Genomic DNA, 24042 nt, shown 5'->3' with positions numbered 1-24042 from the left:
AAGGGATGAGAAAGCAAAAAGGAATAGTACTGTTTTTCGCACTCATAGTCCTACTATTAATGACCATCATAGGTGTCGCTTTAGCGGTAAATTCTACGCAATCTATGCGAATGTCAGGTGCGGGTTCTGAGCGAATAGAAGCTAAAGCCATCGCCGATGGCGGCTTAGAAGCGGCTATAGAAGCGAATAAAGGTACGAGTTTAGCAACGTTATCAAATGTCTCTACTGGCACTGAGTTTGGTGCTCAACAGACCTTAACACCTATTCCATTTGAGGTTGATGCTGGTGGAAATGTGATTATTGGGGCCAAAGATGTTGGATGCCAACGAAGTACAAAAGCGAATAGTGGAAACATCATCAGTTGCCGACGGGTTGAAATTAGCAGTACAGCTAATTTTGGCCGTGATAATTTAGGTCAGCTCACCGTTGTTGCGGGAGTCGAGCAAGAAGTTTTGACAGGGAGTTAAGATATGCTAACTAAAAAACTCACTTTGTGTACATTGCTTGCATTGGCTGTCACGTCAATATCAACCTTTGGCGATGACACTGAATTATATGTTAAAGAGTCGACAACTCGCACGGGTGCTAGACCTAAAGTCTTGGTTATTTTTGATAACTCGGGAAGTATGTCTACCGAAGAAATTACTCAGGTGATTGATTATGATCCCGATTATGACTATCCCCCTATTAGTGGTTCAGGGTACAGTGGCGATCGAATCTATTACACTGTGGGAGGCGGAGCATTACCAAAGCCGGATACCAGTTCAGATAGACGATATTTTGATGCTACGATAAACGGTTGTAATCAAAGTAAAGCTGCATTGGATCAATATGGCCGTTTTACAGGCTATATTCGCGAGTTCACTTCAAGTGGAACTACGGGGGTATGGAAAGAGTTTCCCGAGACAGATGGTCGTAATATTAAGGTTGTTGATTGCTGGGAGGATATTTCTACAGTAGATCCTCAAAACTCATCTTCTTACAATGACGGATTTCCTGCTAATGGGTTAACAATACAGAGTGGTTGGAAAAAGAAAGCATTTCCTTATTTTACGTCATCTTCCCCCAGTAGCACATGGGGTGATGCTTTAATTGCCGCAAAAAATACAGATTTTGGTGTTGGTCAGCCTGTCACTTTTTATACAGATAACTATTTAAGGTGGTATTGGTTGTCTAAAGAAGGACGGTTGCCAACCGTAAAAGTTTCAAGGTTAGAGATTGCGAAGAAGGCGATTTCTAACATTATTAATTCTACCCCAACCGTCGATTTTGGGTTGGCTGTATTTAATTACAATTATCCTAATGAGGGGAATAGGGATGGTGGCCGGATAGTTTCTGGTATTACACAAATGACGGATGCTGCTCGAGATAGCTTACTATTAACTATTGATAAGTTACCAGCAAAAACTAATACACCTTTGTGTGAAACTATGTACGAAGCCTATCGTTATTTTGCTGGTAAAAGTGTTGTTTTTGGACACGCGGATACCGATTATGGCTCTTATGTAGGCAATCGCCCTCCTTATGATACTTCTGTAGAAAAAAACGGTACTTACAGCAGCCCATTTAAAGTTTGTACTGATATTGCCTATGTGATTTATGTTACTGATGGCTCACCAACCGTTGATGGAAGTGCTAATAACGATGTTAAAAGTTTAACTGCTACAGCAAGTAAAAGCGGTGATTATTCATCATTTTCTCAGGGTTTAAGTTCGCCTAGTTATTTACCTGCATTAGCAAGTTATATGTTCAATAATGATCTAATCAATAAACTTGATAGCTCTAACACGGAGCAAATGCAAAATGTGCGCACTTACACTATTGGTTTTAGTAAAGGCGCAGAGGATGCGGCCCCCTTATTAGCGGAAACAGCTAAACGTGGTGGTGGCTTATATTTTGCAGCTCAGAATAGTTTAGAATTACAAAATGCCCTTAATGATGCGTTATCAAATATTCTTAATATAGACTCGAGTTTTACTTCTCCAAGTATTGCGAGTAATAACTTTGATAGAACACAAACTTTTGATGCTGCTTACTATGCAATGTTTTTACCAGGTAAAGGTCCTCGCTGGAGTGGTAATTTAAAGAAACTTAAAGTAACAGCTGATGGCACCTTAGTTGATAGTCAAGGAAATGCGGCTATTGCTGATAACGGAAATATTAAAGATACCGCTTGTACGATTTGGTCCGATTGCGCCAGCCAAAAAGATGGTAATAAGGTAGAGGTAGGTGGTGCTGCTGCTCAAATTAAGAGTCAAGCTAGTCGAACCATTTTAAGTAATTTAGGAGGAGCAAATAGTTTGTCTCCTCTTACGTTATCTAATGCACAAAGTGCTGCTGGTGGCGATCAAGCTCTAGCTACCTTTATGAGAACCAGTATTGATGAAGTCGCAAATACTCTAGATTGGTTAAAAGGTATTGATGTTGATGATGACAATAAAAACGGCAGTACAACCGATAAACGCAGTGATGTTATGGGCGACCCTTTACATTCAAAACCACTGGCATTGAATTTTGGTAGTGAAACGGCAACGGATATCAGAATCATTCTTGGTACTAACCAAGGTGTATTACATATGTTTAAGGATGGTGGAGAATCAGTGTCCGAAACATGGGGATTTATTCCTTTCGAACTTCTCCCTAATTTATATGAACTTCGAACCAATGATCCATCTGGTGTACACACAGTATATGGAATGGATTCATCTCCCGTAGCTTATACCGAAACGGATTCTACCGGTAAAGTAAACAAGGCTTGGGTTTTTGTGGGTATGCGGCGTGGAGGATCATCTTATTATGCTCTGGATGTATCTAACCCAGACAGCCCATCTCTTATGTGGACAATTAATCCTTCTTCCGATGGTTTTGCTGATCTAGGTCAGACCTGGTCGGAACCTATTGTGACTAAAATCGTTGGTTACGATAAACCGGTATTAATTTTTGGTGGAGGTTATGATGTGAGCTTTGATGCTACACCGACGACTTCGCCATTAGGTAGTGTTGTATATATTGTTGATGCACAAAAGGGAACGCTGATCCATTCTTTTGGTGGATCGGCGAGTGGGGCAACTGTGTTGCCTGGTATCCAAGGCAGTATTCCTAATTCAGTTGCAGTGCTTGATAGCAACAACGATGGTTATACAGACCGTATATATGCATCGGATGTTACTGGTAACATTTGGCGTATGGATTTACCGAGTGCAAGCATCGATACTTGGACTGCGTTCAAATTTGCCTCATTGGGTGGTACAAATAGTGATAATCGACGGTTCTTCGCTGAGCCTGTTGTTGCTCAAACAATGTTTACAAATTTATCGGAAGTATCCGTGACAACAGGGAGTGAAACTGTCACAACGAAAACATATCAAAATGTGCCTTATGATGCTGTTGCTGTGGGTAGTGGGATGAGGCCTAGTCCTTCAAGTACAAACGTTAATGATATGTTTTTTATGCTTCAAGATCGTAACGTCGTCACTAAGAGTTTTACTGGGAGTGATGTACCTTCTACCATTACTATCAATAACTTGTATGATGTTACATCAAGTGCACCCACTTCAGAATCCGATAATATTAGCTTTAGTACTAAGTTAGGTTGGTTTTATGACTTTTCGGGGTTAGGTGAGAAGAGCTTAACCGCGGCGCTTATTGTTCAGGGGAAGGTGTACTTCACATCATATTCTCCACCAGCTGACTCTGTTGCGGATAACGTATGCCTTGTTTCTGGTGCTGGTAAACTCTATGCGTTTGATTTACATAAAGGAACTAGGTCATTTTCTCAGTTATACTATGAACTTGGAGAACGTGTACCCGATACTCCTCAAATCGTGATCCCTGCACCTGAGACTGGTAAAGATCCTTATATTTATATTATTGGTGTTGGTAAAGGCGATAAAAATGAAAATGGTGAATACAGTGGCACGATAAATGTCGCTTCTGGTTTAGGCGTGAATAAAATTTACTATCATATTAATGAGTAAATATTTTTATATGAATATCAAATACAAAGGTTTTACCTTAATCGAAGTGATGATAGTTGTTGTCATTATCGGGATTTTGGCTGCAATTGCATATCCTTCTTATACTCGCTATGTGGCTCAAAGCACGAGAGCTGAGGGATTGTCTGCGTTGATGAGATTAGCCAATTTGCAAGAGCAGTATTACTTAGATAATCGTAAGTATACGACTGACTTATCTGAGCTTATAGGTGCAGACCCTTATATAACTGAACATGGAAATTACTCTGTCACATCAAGTGGTACGTCATCATTTACACTAAAAGCGGTCGCGCAAGGAATACAGGCTAGTCGAGATTCATCATGTACGCCTTTGACCATTACTGATACAGGGGCTAAAGGTCCCAGTGCGGAGTGTTGGAAATGAAAAAATTATTGATCACAACTATTTTGGTGCTAACGTCTAGTCATCTTTGGGCTGCAGTTGCGAGTGGTCAAATAGAACAAGACTTTAAATGCTATATAACATCAAAAAAGGATGCTGAAATTGCATTTTATCGCTGGAAAACCAGTGAAATGAGTTTACGTATGGCGAGTCTTGTTGGGTCACTTCGTGAGTCGAATGATGGGCAAAAATTCTATATAAACACTGTTGAAGAATGTGTTGAGCTTAGTGCCAAATTTAGTAGTAGCAAGGCTCAAGAGCTGGACCGGTTAACCCCAAGATAAATATATCTTTAAAAAAGTTTGAAAGTGTCAAAGCTATTTATGACGGGGTAAACATGATAAAAAAGCCTAAAAAATTTTAGGCTTTTTTATCCGTAGTTATTTTCACTATCAAACTGTTATTAATGTTTAATTAGTTGTCTATCAATAATGAACCATACATAGGTTATGAACAACTTTTGTGCTCGTCATCTTCTTTTATAAGACCAGACGTGCTTATTTTAATGCTTTTTGAAGCATCACTTTTACCACTTGGGCAATAGATGATTGATGTTTCTGTTGATACCAAACCATCGGATGTAAAATTCACGGTTTTATCTGTTGGGCCTGTTAATGAAATAGTATCTTTTGAGTTAAATCCATCTATTATCTTTAGTACCTTCTTGGCGCCATTACGTTCGACATAAACACTAAACCCTTTACTCCAATCATTACCACAGGGATTGGATGCGTAGGGGCAAACTGTTACTGTCGTACCATAATTCACTGCTTGATTTCGGGCAAAGGCAAAGAGGTCATTAATCTTTTGTATCTCATTGGCTCCGCGGGTCGCTTCATATATCGCAGTAAATGATGGTACTCCAATGGATAGCAACAAAGCAGCAACCGCAATGGTGACCATTAACTCAACTAAGGTAAATCCCTTGGATATAGTAAACATGCAGTAATCCTCGCTTAAACTTAATTAAGTATATGCGAGAGTGACTTGTTGGTCAGTAACTATCTGTTTAAGATAAATTTATATAACCAATGGTTTTATTATTCTGTTTCTTTATAATTTTTAGGTTTTTTAGGTTTTTTAGGTTTTTTAGGTTTTTTAGGTTTTTTAGGTTTTTTAGTGTTTTAGCGACAATCAATATTTTTGGCGGTTGATATACGAACTCGTCCAGCTTGATTTACGACCACTGCTTTGGAGTTTTTACTGTCAACAGTTCTTGGACAATATTTAAATGTGCCATTTGCCCCCCCCCTGTGTCAGGATTGTTGTCACCCCTAAATAATCATTATGTTTAAAGACAGGGTGCGGCAAAAGAGAACGATATGGCTCGGTATTCACCAGAACGTAAAGAAGCGATCCTTAAAAAATTATTACCTCCTCACAACTTAACGGTCGCAGAGGTCGCTCGGGAAGAAGGCATCGCGGTGCAAACCTTGTATCATTGGCGAGATATTGCCAGAAAAGAAGGTCGCCCCGTGCCAGGTAAAACATTAACAGCCGATGATTGGTCGGCTGAAGCAAAACTTGCCGTGATTATTGAAACAGCGCCGCTGTCGGAAGCGGAGATAAACCAGTATTGCCGTGAAAAGGGCTTGTTCCGCGAGCAAGTACAGCAGTGGAAACAGGATTGTTTAGCTGGTTTTCAAACCTCAGAAGTACAAACTAAAACCATTAAACAGCAGGCTAAGGCTGACAAAGCCGAAATCAAATCGCTGCAACGGGAATTGCGCTATAAGGAGAAAGCGCTGGCTGAAGCTGCTGCGTTACTGGTGCTCAGAAAAAAGCTCAATGCGCTCTGGGGGGACGACAGCGAGGAGAGCTAACCCCCTTGCCTGAGCGCATAGCATTGATTGCCTTAATCCAAGAGGCCTATACCAATGGTGCTCGCCTTTATAAGGCTTGTGCTGAAACGGGCCTCAGTAAGCGTACCTATCGACGTTGGTATCGAGAAGGTCAAGTGCAAGCTGATTTAAGGCCAACAGCAGCTCGACCAGAGCCAGCAAATAAACTCGAAGAACATGAGCGACAACAGATATTAAGTGTGTGCAATCAAGCGGAGTACGCCAGCTTACCCCCGTCGCAAATTGTGCCAACATTATTAGATAACGGGATTTATATCGCCTCGGAATCCAGCTTCTACAGAGTGTTAAATGCTCATGGTCAACTTAACCATCGTGGCCGCACTCAGGCTGCGGTCAATCGAAGCAAACCGTTGAGTTATCGGGCAGATGGGCCGAATCAAGTGTGGTCATGGGACATCACTTATTTAGCCTCAATCGTCAAAGGCCAGTTCTACTATTTGTACCTGTTTGAAGATATTTACAGTAGAAAAATAGTGGGTTACGAAGTTCATGAGCAAGAAAGTGGGGAATATGCCGCTGCGCTAATCCAACGCTGTCTGTTACGCGAGCAATGCTTTAACACGCCATTAGTGCTGCATTCTGATAATGGGGCGCCGATGAAGTCACTGACCATGAAAGCCAAGCTGGAAGAGCTTGGTATTACGGCATCATTAAGTCGGCCGCGGGTGAGTAATGACAACCCCTTTTCAGAGTCGTTATTTAAAACGTTGAAATACCGCCCACAGTGGCCGGCATCAGGTTTTAGCTGCTTAGCAACAGCAAGAGAATGGGTGGAAAAGTTTGTAACCTGGTACAACGATGAGCATAAACACAGCCAGCTAAATTTTGTCTCACCAGGGCAACGTCATGCACTGCAAGATGGCGCTATTTTAGCGAAGCGCAAGAAAGTGCTTGAGGCGGCGAAGGAAAGAAAACCGATGCGTTGGTCTACAGAGATCAGAAATTGTGAAGCGGTTGGCGCTGTAACACTCAACCCAGATAAGGCACCAGAAGAAGGCGTAATAAATGCAGCTTAATATTTAAACAAAGAGTGACAACTATCTTGAAAAACACCGCCCCCGATGCAAGTCCATCTGGCTGAAACTTAACAGAACTACGGTTATATTTTATAAAATCTTGGCTATCAAACTCATCTAGAGTCATTATCACTTTGTCATTTAAATCGAGTGTTTCTGCAGTACCTGAGTCCGTAAAAACTGAAATGCCTTTTTGCCAGTCTTCATGACATTGACCGTCAATTAAGGGGCAAACCGTTACTCTATATCCGTAGTTGATAGCGGTATTACGTGCAAATACAAGTGTTTGCTGAATTGTCTTAATATTTGAATCCGCTCTAATACTGTCTTTAATATCAGTAAATGTCGGAACACCAATGCTAAGGAGTAGTGTGGAGATGGATAGTGTTGTGACAAGTTCAATCAAGCTAAAACCAAGTTGTTGTGCTTTCATAACAGTTCCTTTGTTTTAGGGGTCGCATCCTGCGAACGTGTGGAGCCTTTTACTAAAGTCTAAGTATAGGAAGGCGGCAATGAGGTCGTAGTGTTTTTTATAGATTTTTACGTACTAAGAATCGTTTTATAGAAACTGTGTTTTATGAGGAAAGCACCGCCTATACTTCAATAATCACTTAACCCCGTGTAAGCTAATGGCATTCTATTGATTCTCTGTAAGCAAGTGCTAAGGAATGTTTGATGAAAAAAGTTGAAGCGATTATTAAGCCTTTTAAATTGGATGATGTACGCGAGTCACTTGCTGAGATAGGTATCACCGGGATGACAGTGCTGGAGGTTAAAGGTTTTGGCCGTCAAAAAGGGCACACCGAGCTTTACCGCGGTGCGGAGTATATGGTCGACTTTTTACCTAAAGTTAAAATTGAACTCGTGATTCAAGATGATTTAGTCGACCAAGCGATTGATGTTATTGTGGAAACAGCTCGTACCGGTAAAATCGGCGATGGTAAGATTTTCGTAACCGATGTAGAGCGCGTTATCCGCATTCGTACCGGTGAAGAAAACGAAGAAGCGGTGTGATTTATCCGTTTAAAGAGAGGGCCATTAGGCCCTTTTTTGTTGCTTAAAATTTATGTTCGATGTGACTAAGTCTTTCTGTTCCTGAAATATCTTTAATGCAAAATAGCCTCTTTAGTTAGACTAAAGTAGTTATCTCTTATCTGTTCCATGGTATAACTTAGCCACTTAAATAGGCTTGTTGAGGTTGTTATTTTGGCTACGAAACGAATCGTGATAGTAGGTGGTGGGGCGGCAGGTTTAGCGCTAGCCTCTAAATTAGGCCGCAAGATGGGCGGTAGTGATGTCGTCGATGTTTGCTTAATTGATAAAAGCCCAATCCATATTTGGAAGCCAAAATTACACGAAGTAGCTGTTGGGGTTATTGACCAGTCTATAGAGGGATTGTTGTATCGAGATCATGGTCTTAAGAATGGCTATCGCTACATTCGTGGCGAAATTGAGCAATGTGAACCTGATGCCAAAACCATCCAACTTGCTGCGGTTTATAGTGACTCTGGTGAATTGCTGCTTGAGCCCCGTCAAATTGAATACGATTACTTAGTACTAGCCTTAGGCGGGGTCTCTAATAGCTTTAATACCCTAGGTGCTGAGAAGCATTGTATTTTCCTTGATAGTTTAGATAACGCTAACTTATTCCATCAAAAATTATTAGATGCATTACTGCAACTCAATGAAACACAAGAGAAAGTCAGTATAGGTATTGTTGGTGCTGGCGCCACCGGTGTCGAATTAGCCGCAGAGCTTCACCATGTCATTGAATCGGTGAAAGAGTATGGCTACCTCAATATCTCTAAGAATCATCTTGATGTGCATCTTATTGAAGCGTCACCAAAAATTCTCCCACAGTTACCCGAACGAGTGAGCGCAAGAGCTCAAGCGGTATTGGATAAAATTGGCATCCGTTTGCATATCGGGGTGCAGGTTAAAGAAGTCACCCGCGATGGCTTTATTACACAGGATGGTGACGTTATCGAAGCGGGACTTAAAGTGTGGGCGGCTGGTGTGAAAGGTCCAAAAGCGTTTCAAAACTTCTCTAAGTTACCCATTACGCCACGCAATCAAGTGGAAGTTGATGCTTGTATGCGAGTTAAAGGCCATCAAGACATTTATGCGCTTGGGGATTGCGCTCTATTAATTTTGGAGTCCGGCCAACCTGTGCCCCCTCGCGCTCAAGCGGCAGCACAAATGGCGGATACCTTGTATGAGAATATTGTGAATCGTTTACAAGGGAAGGCGGAAAAACCTTTTGTGTATAAAGACTATGGTTCTCTGGTGTCTTTAAGTCGTTTTTCTGCGGTCGGTAATCTAATGGGGAATTTGCGTTCTGGGACTTTCTTCGTGGAAGGTCATATCGCAAGGGTCATGTATATTTCGTTATACCAAAGACACTTAGCGAGCCTATATGGCTGGTTCTCCGCAATTATTTATCGCATTGCGCAAAAGTTACTGAAATGGCAAAGGCCAAAGCTGAAATTGCATTAACTGAAAACAAAACAGAGAGCCTTGGCTCTCTGTTTTGTTTTAGCCTTGTAGGGCTGAAAATTAATGTTTGGGAGAGGCAGAAGAGTCTCGGATCACAGGCTCTGGCGTAAATGTTTTTGCAAACTTGGCATCTTGTTCACGGCGTTTCGCGATTAACAGCTCTGTTGCCACTTGGGCAATTTCAGCGTTAGGTTGATGCACTGTTGTTAGTTTTGGCCAAGTTTGGCGTGAGAATGGGCTGTCTTCGAAGCCGACAATGGATAGATCGCCAGGGATATCTAGCCCTGCTAAACGAGCTGCAAAAAGTGCCCCTGCTGCAATTTCGTCGTTACAGGCAACAATCGCTGTTGGGCGGTTCTTCTGTTTGATCAGCGTGTTAGCCCCTTCAACGCCAGACTCAAATGAGTATTTTCCTTCAATTATGTAATCTTCATTCAGAAGCAGGCGATTTTTTGTTAATGCTTGTTTATAACCAAGTAACCGCTCTTTGGTAGACTCGTGGTGTAAATCGCCACTTAAAAAGGCAATTTCTTTATGGCCTAAGTCGATCAAATGCTGAGTAATTTCTACCGCACCAAATTTGTCATTGACTAAAATCGTCAGTCCATCCTGCTCTTTATCACCTTCGCCGGCAATAATGCGCACATAGTTGGCGTCAATATCACTTAAGGCTTTAAGAACTTTAGGATCTTCAGAAAGGGGCGGTGTTAATACTAAACCTGCCAGCCGCGAATGTTTCACGAGTTGAGTCAGTTCATCACAAATGGTGTCAGATTTGGCATTACAAGGATGAATAACCAGTTCATAGCCTTTATCTTTACAGGCCGACAAAATCCCGTTTTGCATATCAATAATGTAATAAGCGTTGGGATTATCATAAATAAAACCAATGGCATAGGATTTTGTGCCAGCAAGGTTTCTGGCTGCGAGATTGGGCTGGTAGTTTAATGCTTTGATGGCCTCGTTCACTTTATCAACCGTGGCTTGTTTTACCGAAGGTTCGTTATTGGTTACGCGGGAAACTGTCTTGATTGACACTCCAGCATATTTAGCGACGTCGTTGATAGTGACTTTCATTGATCTACAAACTCTTTATTCAAATGTGCGAAGGGCTAGCTAATTGATGAACCTAAATCCTTTAGGCGCAATTTACAAGCCGACAGCGTTGTCAGCTTGCTTTTTATTATGCTTCTTATAGTGCGAGCATTTACCGCGTATAGCAATGCTGAATTGTTACAAACTGAGGCATTTTTCAACTGTTAACACTCGGTTATAAGTTGTAATTTTACATCGAAATATCTAAGTGATTATTTTTACTTGAATATATTGGTTTTTTACTTCTCAACACTTCGCTTTATGACATTTTTTTTCGTCCAGAGTTATTTTGTTGTGGCAAGGCTGTTAATTATTGTGTAATGTTTGCACTAGACATGACAGCGTTGTCATTCCATCGGAATGGTTATGAATACTAAAACGATAATAAAGTTATGGAAGGGAAACGAGATGCGACCATCATCCTTTAAGAAAAGTGTACTAGCTACAAACATTGCTATCCTACTCGGCAGCGCTGTTTCAATCGGAGCTGTTGCTGCAGAAGCTGAAGCCACTGCAGCTGCTGCTGAAAATATTGAGAAAATTGAAGTTCGTGGTATGAGAGCTTCGATGAAAGCTTCTGTTAACGACAAACGTTTTTCTGATTCTGTCGTTGATGCTGTGACTGCTGAAGATATCGGTAAATTCCCTGATGGTGACGTAGGGGAGTCCTTAGGTCGTATTCCTGGCGTTGCTGTAAACCGTCAGTTTGGTCAAGGACAACAAGTTTCTATTCGTGGCGCTTCAAGCCAATTAACGAGCACGTTACTGAACGGCCATTCAGTTGCTTCGACTGGTTGGTTTGACCAACAAGCTATCGACCGTAGCTTTAACTACAGCTTACTGCCGCCAGAAATGGTTGGTGGTATTCAAGTTTACAAATCATCTCAGGCTGATATCGCTGAAGGTGGTATCGGCGGTACTGTAATTGTTAAAACTCGTAAACCTTTAGATTTGGAAGCAAACTCAGTCTTCCTGAGTGCGAAAGGGGATTACGGAACCGTTTCAGAAGAAATTGATCCACAAACTTCAGGTTTGTACAGCTGGAAAACGGAAGATGAGAAGTTTGGTTTCCTAGTGGCTGGTTCTTTGGATCAAACACAATATCAACGTAACGGTATTGAAACTCTGTTAGGTTGGGGGGAAATTGTTCCTACTACTTTCCAGCAAGACCGTGAGCGCACAGCTTTAAATGCTGCATTCCAATACAGACCAACTGATAACCTGGAATTCGGTCTGAATTTAATGAGCTTACAGCTCGATGCTAACAACGCTAACACGTCAATTTTCTTATTCCCAACCCAGCAAGGTGAGAATACTTGTCTTAAGAAAAATGCCGCAGGCGTATGTACATTAGTTGAACACACAGATAAAGGCGGATTTGCTTGGGCACAAACATGGGCTCGTAAAGCAAGTATGTCATCAGACACTGTGGATTTAGATTTCGCTTATCAGGCTGAAAACTATAAGTTAGAAGGCCGCATCGGTAAAACTAAAGCTGAAGGTGGTACCGATCTTACTTCTAACTACGGTCAATCAATTGGTAAACCAGAAGATTTCGCAGGGACTTACGATGCAACTGGTGATGTGATTGACATCAACATTGCAAACAACTCATTTGATGCGGGTGACTTCAACGGTCAATTGGAAACTGCTGGCTGGGCGCTGAAAAAACAACCTAACACAGACGAAGAATCATTTGCGACCTTCGATATCACTGTTCCAGTTGAATTTGGCGTTATTACCTCTATTAAATCAGGTATTAGCTATGCAGACCACGATGTAACTCAAACGACTGAAGCTGCACAATCATCTAATATCGTCGCAAAAGATGCCTCTGAATATTACTCTGGCACTATGTCATCTGGCGCTGGTTTTACCTTACCTAAGCCAATTTTTGACAATATGATCAGAGATGCTTATGGTGCTATCGATGGCTTTACTTTAGATAAGTCTGGTTACGGTACACTGCAAGAGAAAAACTTAGCCCTGTACACTATGGCTACTTTTGCCGGTGAAGGTGTGCGTGGTAACTTCGGTTTAAGATATATCTCTACCGATGTTGAGTCTGACTACTACGCGTTTAGCCAAACTGGTACTTATGCTGATGATTTAAGTACTGATAAGGCAAGCTATCACGATGTATTACCAAGCATGAACATTGCGTTTGACTTGGCAAGTGACTTAATTTTAAGAGCATCAGCTGCGCAAGTTATTTCTCGTCCTAACTATGCGGATCTCTTCGCGACGTCTAAGTTACCAGGTTTCAACGATGGTACGCCAGGCAACGAGAAGAAAGTGACTGGTAGCGTGAATTTGCAGCCGTTCAAAGCCTCTCAGGCTGATCTGAGCTTAGAATGGTACTTCAGCGGTGAAGGATTATTTGCTGTTACTTACTTCATTAAAGATGTTAACTCTTTCATTTCGACAAGAGAAAAGCTGAACCAACAGATTGGTATTGATGATCCTAACTTAGTTGCTCAAGGTGGCAGTTCTTGTGGTGCAGGCATCTACGACTGCTGGACCGTGAGTGAAAACTACAATGCTAACGGTGGTTCTATCGATGGTATTGAGTTGCAGTTGCAAGATTCATTTGACAATGGTTTTGGTTACTCAGCTAACTACACCTTTGCAGATGCTTCATCTCCAGCTGAAAACTATGCGGACCGTGTAGGGGTGTTCTCAGACTCATCTAAGCATACTGTTAACTTAGTGGGTTACTATGAAATCGATGATTTCTCAGCTCGTGTAGCTTATAACTGGCGTTCTGAGTATATGATGCGCGAATTACCAGGCTTCTATGGTAACCGCGAGCACCAAGCTTACGGCACGTTAGATTTAAGTGCTAACTATGATGTAACTGATTACTTATCTGTGACATTTGAAGTGGTTAACTTACTTGAAGAAGATAGCATTCAGAAAGGTGTATCACCTGTTGATGCTGAAGGCGTTATCAGTGAGTTTAAAGATAACTACCCAGTGTGGAGCTTCGATGGTGAAGCTCGCTACAAACTTGGTGTAGCACTGCGCTTCTAATTCAATTCAGTGACGAAAAAGCCTAGCAATCGCTAGGCTTTTTATTATCAAAAACACCAACAATAAACTCAGCTTACGCAATTTTAGAGGCGCGTTATGACAATCAGAAAAATAGCCATTATAGGGGGCGGGACTTCAGGTTGGTTAGCGGCGAATCATTTAGGGCGAGTGTTGCAGGGGCGCTCTGAGCTATCTATCACGCTGATTGAATCTCCTGATATTCCTATCATCGGAGTTGGTGAAGGTACTGTACCGTCCATTCGGAAATCACTACAGAGTTTTGGGATCAGTGAATCAGAGTTTATTCGCTCATGCGATGTGACATTTAAGCAGTCAATTAAATTTGTAAATTGGTTAGATAAAGTTCGACATGGTAAGGATAATTTCTACCACCATCTATTTGATATCATCAATTTACAAAGTGTAGATACTGTTTCTGCTTGGTTGGCCGAGAAACAAGGCGATTTTGCAGATTATGTTTCTCCCCAGCATCTTGTTTGTGAGGCTGCAAAAGCGCCAAAGCTAATCACAACACCCGAATATGCCGGAGTGTTAGGCTATGCCTATCATCTAAATGCGGCAAAATTTGCCAAATTACTGGCTAAAAATGCGATTGAGAAATTCAACGTTGAGCACATTTTTGCCACTGTGCAGGATGTTCGTTTAGGCGATGATGGTGCAATTTCATCTTTGCAGACCGAGCAAGGGACTCTCTCTTTCGATTTCTATATTGATTGCAGTGGCTTTGAATCTATTTTGTTAGCTAAGGCACTAAAAGTGCCATTTATCAGTAAAGCGCATCAACTGTTTATTGATACTGCGTTAGTCGCGCAAATCCCAACGCAACCTACGGATATCATCCCTCCTTATACTCAAGCAACGGCCCATCGAGCAGGTTGGATTTGGGATATCGCATTGACCCAGCGCCGAGGCACGGGATTTGTCTATTCGTCTGCTCATATGGCGCAGTCAGAGGCAGAGCGAAAGTTTGACCAATATCTCGGTGGCAAACTTGCCGATGTTCCCCATCGTAAAATTCCAATGACAGTGGGCCATCGTCAACAGTTTTGGGTAAAAAACTGTGTAGCTTTAGGGTTAGCTCAAGGCTTTTTAGAGCCGATTGAAGCGACATCCATATTGTTAACGGATTTCTCTGCACGTTTTCTGGCAGAACGTTTTCCAGTGCATACAGATGATGTTGATTATTTAGCAAAGCGATTTAATGATACCGTGGGCTACGCATGGGAGCGGGTCGTTGAATTTGCCAAACTGCATTACTGTTTATCGGATAGAACTGACTCATCATTTTGGTTAGATAATCAGGCTTCAGAGACTATTCCCGAAGGATTAAGGCAACGACTCGAACTATGGAAATCCTATAGTCCTATTGCTGAAGATTTTCCATCTAAGTTTGAAGTGTTTAACTTAGACAATTATTTATACGTGCTTTATGGCATGAAATATCAGACTAATTTGCGTGGTGGCTCATCGGCAACACAGGCCTCTTTGAACATGTATATGAACAAAATGTCGAAGGTAAAACAACAGATGCTAGATGGTTTGCCTGAGCATAGGGAATTGCTCGATAAAATCTGTACCTATGGTTTGCAATCTATTTAATCGTTTTAAATTTAATGGGTAAAAAGGAAAAATATAATGAAAACACAATTTGTACCTTTAAATGACTCGAGTCATAAGAATTTGGCTATTGGTGATAAGGTCGATTACAGCTACTTTGAAACTGTGCATATGCTACCACTGCAAGTGCAAGAGTTTATGTCGGCTGCGACAAGCTTTCCTATTGTATTTACAAAGAATAACCAAACTGGCGAGTTTGTTTCTATCGCGATTACCGCGCTAAAACCGAATACCAATAAGCTGCTAAAAAATGGGCAGTGGCAATCACGATACTTACCTATTCAAGTGCAGTTGTATCCATTAGGCATGACCCATGTCGATGAGGAAAAGATTATCTTAGGCATCGACATTAACAACTCATCCGTGGCTGAAAATGAAACTCACCGATTATTTACTGAGACTGGTGAGAAAACGGACTACTTGTCCAAGAAGCTCGAACTCGCGGGTTTACAAGCTAGCTACCAAGATATGACAAAGTACTTTATCAAAGTATTGTTGGAGCACGAGTTATTACAACCAAGAACACTTACAGTTACGGCGCTGGATGGTACGAAAACCAACATCGACGGGATCTATACGATTGATGAGCCTAAATTACAGCAGCTTGATGATGCGACTTTGCTGAATTTCGCGAAACGGGGTTTCTATTCAGCCATTTATGCGCATCTTTGCTCATTAAGTTTAATTGATTTAGTGATGGATAAATAAGATAGCGGGCTTTCCATTTTAGTTTGCGAGCATGACACTCCCAGTCAAGATAATCCAACTTGAGAAAAACAGCTTTAAGGTTTTGACTGGGAGAATTAGCGCCAGTTTTCGCGCTAATAAACCACCGATAATTGCACCAGGGCCTGCAAACAGTACCAGTTCGAATAGGGCATGACTGCTACTTGCAAACACATGTATCGGACTTGCCGACCAGACGGTGATCGCCGATACCACCACTCCGATGGCAACGGCCATCTTGGCACACACTCCCCGTAACATCAGGTAGATCACTAGCAGCTCGCCCACGCCAACCGATAACCAAGCGGTGATGATCCCACCCAAATAACCAATTACTGCTAGCCAGCAATAGTCTAGGGCGTTGAGGCGATGGCTTTGAAGGGTACGGCGCTGGCTACTGATAATGATCGCTATCCCTAATAGGATGGAAAAAAGACTAAAGCTGGTATGCAGTGAGGAGGGTGAGTTCAATTGCCATAACTGACTGCTCCAAAGGCCAAGCACTGAGCTGGTTGCCGCTAATAAAATGCTTGGAATAAAGCCTGACCAGGTTTTGTCATGGTGATGGTGTCGTCGATAGTAGCCTGACCATGAAATCGCCCCTGCCGTCATACCAAAGCATTGGATCATAAATGACGTGGAGACACTCTGAACTTCACTGAAATTTAAACTAGAGAACACCGGAATAAAGATCACTCCACCTCCCGCTCCCGTGGCGTTTGCAAAGATGGCTCCCGTTATCCCCAAAAACACAAATTGACCGTATTGTTTTATTAACTCAATGGGTTGATGAAATTGGACTAACCAACATAGCCATGCACTCAATAGCACAAGGACGATTGCTATCGGTCGATAATATTGACCGAGGTTAATATGTCTACGTTTGAAGATAAGGCCATTTGACAGCATTTCGAGTTATTGAGTGGAGTGGGTGAGTTGTTGCATGCATGTTATCAGTCAAAGACAGCGTTGTCACACTGGTGTGGAAATAAAAAGTTAAAACATAATTTATTGATATTTAATGGTTAAAAGTATTTTGACTAAAAAAATACCGATAAATGTCAAAAAAATGTAGAAAACCTGTTCTTTCTTGTGTAATTTAATCAATGACAACGCTGTCATCTGCTTGTGTGATTCGTTGTTTTGTAAGGTCTGCATGAAGAGGATGAGGTCTCCTTATTCATGTACTTGGCAGAAGTATTGCTGGTCGGGCGGCGATACGTTTGTCTTTAATATTTTGATAGTCTCTCCCCAGAAACTAGCGTTGGCTGGGTACTGTAAGCAGTGCCCAGCCATTTTTTTAGGTAGAGCGACCTTGCTTAGGATAAGCAGACAAGTTAGCGGCATTAAAAAATAAAACTCGCTGGATATTCCAGTCATAAAAAAGAGGCTGCGATTCATGGTTATTCATATTGCTACACTGCTTGGCAGCGTAGTAACTACTTTTGCTAAGCGTTTGCTGATGCCCATCATTGGACTTTGGGCGAGCGTTATGGTTTGCGCTTTTAGTTTCACCGCGATAGCCGCCGTGGAGTCGGCGTCGTTTACGCTTACCAATGCCGCTAGTGCAGGCAGTTCTACGGTAAATAATCTCGTTCCCATCAAGATAGTGACCACAATCCAACAGCAGTGGCAGTTTAATCTCCTCAAAGAGGCGCTGCGCCGCTCTGGTCAGTCCTATCAGGTCGAACAAATGTCGACGCAGATGAACCAAAAACGTAAGGTCGAAGAAGCGTTGGCTGGTACTGTCGATGTTTTTTGGAGCATGACTTCGAAGGAGCTTGAGGAAACCGTGCTCCCGGTTCGTATCCCTTTGTTTAAGGGATTACTCGGTAACCGCCTGTTAATTATCCGCAAAACGGATGAGGCTAGATTTGCCAATGTAAAAACGCTGGCGGATTTTAAGCGATTAAAAGCAGGGCAAAACCGCTATTGGCCCGATGCCAGCATCCTAGAAGCCAATGGTTTGCCTGTCGTGACTAGCTATCAATACACCAACCTGTATCCGATGTTAGAGGGGGGCCGATTCGATTACCTCGCCCTCGGCGCACAGGAAATTGGCGATGAACTCGCAAGCCACCCCGATCCCGCGCTGAAAATCGATACTCATATCCTGCTGCAATATCGCTCGCCGGCATATTTTTTTGTCTCCCCCAAACGTCCCGAGTTAGCGGCAGCAATCTTAGCCGGACTCGAAAATATGATAAGCGACGGCAGCTTCGATGAGATGTTTAATCGTGAGCTTAAGATAGACAAGCTCTACCGTGATGCCCAGTTTGAGCAGCGCGTCATTATTCGTCTCGATACGCCCGATTTAAGTCCTTTAACCCCCATTGAACGCCAAGAGTTGTGGTTAGATCTATTTAGTATGCAAGGTGCAAAATAATGAAAACATTAGCCTTAAAAGTACAAATTGGGTTAGCAGCTGCGATATTTATGATAGTCAGCGTGCTGTTTGGGGTGTCCTATTGGTTGGCGAGCGATAGCTTGACCAGCAACGAAATGGCCTTTGAAGACAATACCGTTGCTAATCTTCAAGTCACCATGGCGCAGCCGATTTTTACCTACGATTACGAGCAGATCCGTGCAGTGTTGTCTGTCATGTTAAAGTCTGAGCAAATCTATCAAATCACCGTTGTGGATCATCGGGGTAAATTGCTCGCCGAAGACAAACAAACCGAGGCCGTTGCCGCAAGCGACCTACAAACAAGAGAGTTACAGTTCAGTGACCAAGGTAATCCGACTGGGCGTTTAACCATTGCCTTCTCGACTTTGCCGGTTAAGGCGCAATTATCCGACTTACTGCTGGGGTACTTTTTACAGGCGCTGCTGATTTTAGCGGGAAGTCTGTTAGTGATTTTCATCATTCTCAAACGCTTAGTGATTAGTCCCTTAGATAAGGTCGTCGCCGCGTTAGAAGAAATCGCCAATGGTGATGGCGATTTAAGCCACAGATTACCCGTGGAGAGCGAAGATGAAATCGGCAAACTTGCCAATGCTTTCAACGGTTTCGTCGAGCAAATTCATGGCACTATTACCAGAGTGCATGAAACCTCGGGCCTGCTATTGGGCGATGCTAAGGCGCTGGGTACGCTGTCGCAAAGCAACAATCAAAGGGTGCAGGCTCAGCTTAAAGAAACCGAAGCTGCGGTCACGGCCGTGACTCAATTGAGTGCCAGTGCCAACGAAGTGGCCATCAATGCAAAACGAACTGCCGATGCGGCAACCCAAGCCGATAGAGCGGTCGACGATGGCCAGCGTCAGTTTGACTCGGGCTTAGCCATTACCCGTCAATTAGCGGGGGAATTAGCGCGTTCTGCACAATCGGTATCGCAGCTACAACAGGAAACTCAACGCATCGATGAAGTCGTGGTGGTGATCAACAGCATTGCCGAACAGACTAATCTACTCGCCCTAAATGCCGCCATTGAAGCCGCCAGAGCGGGTGAGCAGGGGCGTGGTTTTGCCGTTGTTGCCGATGAAGTGCGCTCATTAGCGAGCCGCACCCAACAGGCGACGGGTGAAATCCAAAAAATGATCCAACAGGTGCAGAGCCGAGTTGCCGAAACCGTGAATGTGATGCAATCGAGCCAGACTCTCTCCAATCAAGGTGTCAACCGTTCGGAAGAAATTAAGCTAGTGCTGTCTAAAGTGACTGATTTAGTTTCCAATATCAGTAATATGAATATCGAAGTTTCCCATGCGGCGCAGGAGCAAACCTGCGTCACCGAAGCGATTTCTCGTACATTAAATGATCTTGCCAATGTCTCAGGTTCAGCCTCCCTCGATAGTGAGCACTTAGCACAATCGAGTGAGCGACTGTTTCACCAAGGGGAAAGACTGCGGACGTTAGTAACTTCCTTCAGATTGTAGCCATTTCTGAAGCTAGAAAAGGAATATCATGAATAAAACGATTGCCGCCACCGCGATTTTATTGGCTCTGGGCTTAACGGCCTGTAGCGATGCGCCTAAAACCAATGCGGTGCCTAGCTCAAGTACTGCCGAGCAAGCTAAGCCCAGCCAATTAACCCAAGCGCAATTGCAGCAGTTTGGGGATACCTTGGGCGTGAGTTATCGCGTGCTGACTAACAGGCCCGACGATAACTGCGACAAAGCCGCCGCCGAAGGTCGCTGTTTTGTTGCTGAAATCGATTTTGTCCCAGAGGTTGAGCTTAAGAGCCGTGATTGGGCGATTTATTTTAGCCAAATGCGCCCAGTTCAAGCCATTGAAAGCAAAGAGTTTAGTATTACGCATATCAAGGGCGATCTGTATCGTATCGCGCCCACCGAGGCATTTAGCGGTTTTAGCAAGGGCGAGAAAAAGACTCTAAGGTTCCGTGGTGAGTTGTGGCAGCTCTCAGAAACCGATGCCATGCCCAACTATTACATAATTGCAGGCGATTTATCGCCAGTAGTGATCGCCAGCACGCAAGTAAAGCAAGATTCTGAAACGGGGATGGAAGTGCGTCCCTATGTTGAGGCGTACACCGATATGGTGAAGCAGTATCGCCGAACCGATGCGGACAAATTAGCGCCAGCCACACCTGCACAGTTATTTAGTAATAATCAACACGTCAGTGAAGATGCCAACTTAGCGGTCAATACCATTATTCCGACGCCACAAAAAGTCGCTATCCACAGCCAAGATAAAGCCGTGTCACTGACCTCTGGTATTAAACTGGATTTCGGCTCGGTCGCCAACGCATCTGCCGCGAAACAGGCTTTGGATCCTGAACAATTGGCGGCGGCACTTTCCCGCTTAGCACGCTTAGGTGTTAATGAGTCTGAACAAGGTTTGGCGGTAAAGCTAAACTGGCGTCAAGGCGCTGAGGGCAGCTATCTGCTGGATATTAAAGCGGATGCGATTGAGATTGCCGCTGCCGATGCTGCTGGGTTTTCCTATGCGTTATCGTCGCTTGCCAGTCTGATTGATGTGCAGGATCTGCGCGTAAATGCCATGACGATTGAGGATAGCCCAAGGTATCCGTTCCGCGGCATGCATATCGACGTGGCCCGTAACTTCCATAGCAAGGCGTTGATCTTTGACCTGCTGGATCAAATGGCGGCATACAAGCTCAACAAATTGCACCTACATATGGCCGACGATGAAGGTTGGCGCCTAGAGATCGATGGCCTGCCGGAACTGACCGACATCGGCAGTAAGCGTTGCCACGATCTTGAGGAAAATACCTGTCTGTTACCGCAGCTTGGCAGCGGGCCTTTTGCGGATGTGCCCGTCAACGGTTTCTATAGCAAACAAGACTATATCGACATCGTTAAATATGCCGATGCGCGCCAAATTCAAGTGATCCCTTCCATGGACATGCCAGGCCATAGCCGCGCGGCGATAAAATCGATGGAGGCGCGTTACCGTAAGCTAGTGGCTGAAGGTAAAGCTGAGGAAGCGAAAACTTATCTGTTGTCGGATGCGGCGGACACCACAGTGTATTCTTCGGTGCAGTATTACAACGATAACACCCTGAACGTTTGCATGGAGTCGACCTATCAGTTTGTCGATAAAGTCATTGATGAAATTGCAAAATTACACCAAGCAGCGGGCCAGCCATTAACTCGATACCATATCGGTGCCGACGAAACGGCAGGGGCGTGGAAGCAATCGCCCGCCTGTTTGGACTTTGTAGCTAATAACGATAAAGGCGTGAAATCCATCGACGATTTAGGGGCGTACTTTATCGAGCGCATTTCGAATCAACTCGCGAGTAAAGGCATAGAAGCGGCTGGTTGGAGCGATGGTATGAGCCATGTGCGCCCAAGCAACATGCCTGCAAAAGTCCAATCCAACATTTGGGATGTGATTGCCTACAAAGGCTATGAGCATGCCAATCAGCAAGTCAACAACGGCTGGGATGTGGTGCTCTCAAATCCTGAGGTGCTGTACTTTGATTTCCCCTATGAAGCCGATCCTAAGGAGCATGGCTACTACTGGGCAAGCCGCGCAACCAACGCACACAAAGTGTTTAGCTTTATGCCGGACAACTTAGTGGCAAACGCGGAGCAGTGGACCGACATTCAAAATCTGCCTTTTGAGGCCGACGATAGGGCCAGAACCGATGAGAAGGGCAAACAATCCGGTCCAAGGGAACAAGGTAAAGCCTTTGCCGGATTACAGGGCCAGCTCTGGAGTGAAACCATCCGTAGCGATAACACTGTGGAATATATGATTTTCCCACGTTTACTGATGCTGGCGGAGCGTGCTTGGCATCAAGCCGCGTGGGAAGTGCCATATCAATATCAAGGCGCTTTGTATAATCAAACTACGGGACATTTCACCGCTGCGATGCGTGAGGCTCAGGCGCAATCTTGGCAGCAAATGGCTAACACCTTAGGGCATAAGGAGTTTATCAAACTCGATAAGGCGGGTATCGATTACCGAGTGCCGACCGTCGGCGCCGAGATCCGCGACGGTAAACTGTTTGCCAACGTGGCTTATCCAGGACTCAAGATTGAATGGCGACAAGCGAGTGGGCAATGGCAATCCTATCAAGCAGGGCAGGCGGTAACGGGCCCCGTTGAGATCCGCGCCATCGCGGCCGATGGGAAACGTAAAGGCCGCAGCTTAGTCGTTAATTAATAAAAAACTATATCTGGCTGTATTTTAAAATAAAAATACAGCCTTTTTCTTTTTCACTTTCAGCCATTTCTTTCGCCTGACATTTGATTAGAAATTGCTTCAAAAAGTAAATGACAACGCTGTCATTTCTACTGTAACATTGAGTTAACTAAAGTTGAGTGTCGTATTAACGGCATAAGTATAAGCAACGGTAGCGCTGCATTAAGAGATGAAGAGGGGTGTCATGGGGTTAGTCCAGACAAAAGATCAACAACTGTTTATCGGTGTTGATGGGGGCGGCAGTAAGTGCCGAGCCACTATCTATACTGCGGACGGTACCGTTTTAGGGACAGGTGTTGCTGGGCGCGCTAATCCGCTGCATGGTCTTGCACAAACATTTGCATCTATTGAAGCATCGACTCGCCAAGCTCTGCTGGATGCGGGCATGAAGGAAACCGATAGCCATTTACTTGTCGCGGGCTTAGGACTGGCTGGAGTCAATGTGCCGCGCCTGTATCAGGATGTGATCAGCTGGCAGCATCCGTTTGCCGCCATGTATGTCACTACGGATCTTCATACCGCTTGTATCGGTGCACACCGCGGCGCGGATGGTGCGGTGATCATTACGGGTACAGGTTCTTGCGGTTATGCCCATGTAGGTGATGACAGCTTAAGCATTGGCGGACACGGTTTTGCGCTGGGCGATAAGGGCAGCGGTGCTTGGTTGGGCTTAAAAGCTGCCGAGCATGTATTACTCGCCCTCGATGGTTTTGCCGCGCCGACCGCCTTAACCAAAATGCTGTTAAACCATTTTGGGGTAAGTGATGCCTTGGGCATAGTCGAGCATCTCGCCGGTAAGTCTTCGAGTTGCTATGCCGAATTGGCTAGAAGCGTACTCGATTGCGCCAACGCGGGTGATGAAGTCGCTCGCGGGATTGTGCAGGAAGGCGCCGATTACATCAGTGAAATGGCTCGCAAGCTGTTTAGCCTCAATCCAGTGCGATTCTCGATGATCGGTGGTCTTGCCGAACCGCTACAGGCATGGCTTGGCAGCGATGTGGTGGCCAAGATTTCTGAAACCTTAGCGCCGCCAGAAATGGGGGCCATGTACTTCGCTCAACAGCAATTTAACTCAGTTAACATTAATGAATAAGCCGTTTTAGCGCATCAGTGCTAAAGCAATCCCCGTATTGATTTGTAAGGTAAA

General features: G+C 43.9%; 18 protein-coding genes and 1 pseudogene. 14 read left to right on the top strand and 5 right to left on the bottom strand.

Annotated features, from left to right (window positions below; all coding sequences use genetic code 11):
• Nucleotides 1-5: 5 nt before the first annotated feature.
• The 4 genes from N7386_RS16245 to N7386_RS16230 are packed head-to-tail and all read left to right on the top strand — an operon-like array spanning nt 6 to nt 4682.
• Nucleotides 6-467, top strand: a complete 462-nt coding sequence (locus N7386_RS16245; RefSeq protein WP_039978390.1) for a pilus assembly PilX N-terminal domain-containing protein — start codon at nt 6-8, stop codon at nt 465-467.
• A gap of 3 nt (nt 468-470) precedes the next feature.
• Nucleotides 471-3977, top strand: coding sequence for a PilC/PilY family type IV pilus protein (locus N7386_RS16240; protein WP_279769701.1), 3507 nt, complete (start codon nt 471-473; stop codon nt 3975-3977).
• Nucleotides 3978-3987: 10 nt separating this feature from the next.
• Complete coding sequence (locus N7386_RS16235; RefSeq protein ID WP_039978400.1) at nt 3988-4380, top strand: type IV pilin protein; 393 nt, start codon at nt 3988-3990, stop codon at nt 4378-4380.
• Entirely contained in the window at nt 4377-4682 is a 306-nt protein-coding gene (locus tag N7386_RS16230; protein WP_279769697.1) for a TapY2 family type IVa secretion system protein, read from the top strand. Before N7386_RS16235 ends, N7386_RS16230 begins: the two co-directional genes overlap by 4 nt.
• A gap of 163 nt (nt 4683-4845) precedes the next feature.
• Here the strand turns inward: N7386_RS16230 and N7386_RS16225 are convergent, their stop codons facing one another.
• Both N7386_RS16225 and N7386_RS16220 read right to left on the bottom strand, forming a co-directional pair.
• Nucleotides 4846-5340: a GspH/FimT family pseudopilin gene (locus N7386_RS16225; RefSeq protein WP_023267611.1), complete on the bottom strand. Its 495-nt coding sequence runs from the start codon at nt 5338-5340 to the stop codon at nt 4846-4848.
• Between the two features lie 182 nt (nt 5341-5522).
• Nucleotides 5523-5645 (bottom strand): annotated as a pseudogene (locus tag N7386_RS16220) (GspH/FimT family pseudopilin); the annotation flags it as partial.
• A 75-nt stretch (nt 5646-5720) separates the two neighbouring features.
• Between N7386_RS16220 and N7386_RS16215 the strand changes: the two are divergent.
• Nucleotides 5721-7276, top strand: a protein-coding gene (locus N7386_RS16215; RefSeq protein ID WP_086937296.1) for an IS3-like element ISSpu6 family transposase whose coding sequence is annotated in 2 segments (ribosomal slippage) — nt 5721-6183 and nt 6183-7276 — 1557 coding nt in all. Because the reading frame shifts where the segments join, the coding sequence is not laid out codon by codon here.
• Here the strand turns inward: N7386_RS16215 and N7386_RS16210 are convergent.
• Nucleotides 7230-7709, bottom strand: a complete 480-nt coding sequence (locus N7386_RS16210; protein WP_279769693.1) for a GspH/FimT family pseudopilin — start codon at nt 7707-7709, stop codon at nt 7230-7232. The two genes, N7386_RS16215 and N7386_RS16210, sit on opposite strands and share 47 nt — an antisense overlap.
• Nucleotides 7710-7951: 242 nt before the next feature.
• Here N7386_RS16210 and glnB point away from each other — a divergent pair, with 242 nt between their 5' ends.
• Together glnB and N7386_RS16200 are read left to right on the top strand one after the other, a co-directional pair.
• Nucleotides 7952-8290, top strand: a complete 339-nt coding sequence (gene glnB / locus N7386_RS16205; protein WP_011073353.1) for a nitrogen regulatory protein P-II — start codon at nt 7952-7954, stop codon at nt 8288-8290.
• Between the two features lie 192 nt (nt 8291-8482).
• Nucleotides 8483-9772, top strand: a complete 1290-nt coding sequence (locus tag N7386_RS16200; RefSeq protein WP_086903854.1) for an NAD(P)/FAD-dependent oxidoreductase — start codon at nt 8483-8485, stop codon at nt 9770-9772.
• A 60-nt stretch (nt 9773-9832) separates the two neighbouring features.
• Here N7386_RS16200 and N7386_RS16195 read toward each other — a convergent pair whose 3' ends face one another.
• On the bottom strand, nt 9833-10849 hold the full coding sequence (locus N7386_RS16195) for a LacI family DNA-binding transcriptional regulator (protein ID WP_086903855.1): 1017 nt from the start codon (nt 10847-10849) through the stop codon (nt 9833-9835).
• 426 nt (nt 10850-11275) lie between these two features.
• Here N7386_RS16195 and N7386_RS16190 point away from each other — a divergent pair, with 426 nt between their 5' ends.
• The 3 genes from N7386_RS16190 to N7386_RS16180 all read left to right on the top strand — a co-directional run bounded on the left by N7386_RS16190 (nt 11276) and on the right by N7386_RS16180 (nt 16246).
• Nucleotides 11276-13900, top strand: a complete 2625-nt coding sequence (locus N7386_RS16190; protein ID WP_086903084.1) for a TonB-dependent receptor — start codon at nt 11276-11278, stop codon at nt 13898-13900.
• A gap of 96 nt (nt 13901-13996) precedes the next feature.
• On the top strand, nt 13997-15520 hold the full coding sequence (locus tag N7386_RS16185) for a tryptophan halogenase family protein (RefSeq protein WP_126511737.1): 1524 nt from the start codon (nt 13997-13999) through the stop codon (nt 15518-15520).
• Nucleotides 15521-15556: 36 nt separating this feature from the next.
• Entirely contained in the window at nt 15557-16246 is a 690-nt protein-coding gene (locus N7386_RS16180) for a SapC family protein (protein WP_126511736.1), read from the top strand.
• Between the two features lie 18 nt (nt 16247-16264).
• Here the strand turns inward: N7386_RS16180 and N7386_RS16175 are convergent, their stop codons facing one another.
• The gene (locus tag N7386_RS16175) at nt 16265-17173 is read right to left on the bottom strand and encodes a sulfite exporter TauE/SafE family protein (protein WP_279769688.1); all 909 of its coding nucleotides are present in this window, start codon (nt 17171-17173) and stop codon (nt 16265-16267) included.
• 490 nt (nt 17174-17663) lie between these two features.
• On the opposite strand from N7386_RS16175, the gene N7386_RS16170 reads away from it, so the two are divergent.
• The 4 genes from N7386_RS16170 to N7386_RS16155 all read left to right on the top strand — a co-directional run bounded on the left by N7386_RS16170 (nt 17664) and on the right by N7386_RS16155 (nt 23988).
• Nucleotides 17664-18650: a transporter substrate-binding domain-containing protein gene (locus N7386_RS16170; RefSeq protein ID WP_279769687.1), complete on the top strand. Its 987-nt coding sequence runs from the start codon at nt 17664-17666 to the stop codon at nt 18648-18650.
• Nucleotides 18650-20137, top strand: coding sequence for a methyl-accepting chemotaxis protein (locus N7386_RS16165; RefSeq protein WP_086903089.1), 1488 nt, complete (start codon nt 18650-18652; stop codon nt 20135-20137). Before N7386_RS16170 ends, N7386_RS16165 begins: the two co-directional genes overlap by 1 nt.
• Nucleotides 20138-20165: 28 nt before the next feature.
• Entirely contained in the window at nt 20166-22856 is a 2691-nt protein-coding gene (locus tag N7386_RS16160) for a family 20 glycosylhydrolase (RefSeq protein WP_279769685.1), read from the top strand.
• Between the two features lie 223 nt (nt 22857-23079).
• Nucleotides 23080-23988: a BadF/BadG/BcrA/BcrD ATPase family protein gene (locus tag N7386_RS16155; protein WP_279769684.1), complete on the top strand. Its 909-nt coding sequence runs from the start codon at nt 23080-23082 to the stop codon at nt 23986-23988.
• The last annotated feature ends 54 nt before the right edge of the window (nt 23989-24042 follow it).

This window comes from Shewanella sp. GD04112, from assembly GCF_029835735.1.
Taxonomy (GTDB): Bacteria; Pseudomonadota; Gammaproteobacteria; order Enterobacterales; family Shewanellaceae; genus Shewanella.
The sequence above is the reverse complement of the archived record's forward strand: the minus strand, read 5'-3'. Positions and strand labels throughout refer to the sequence as shown.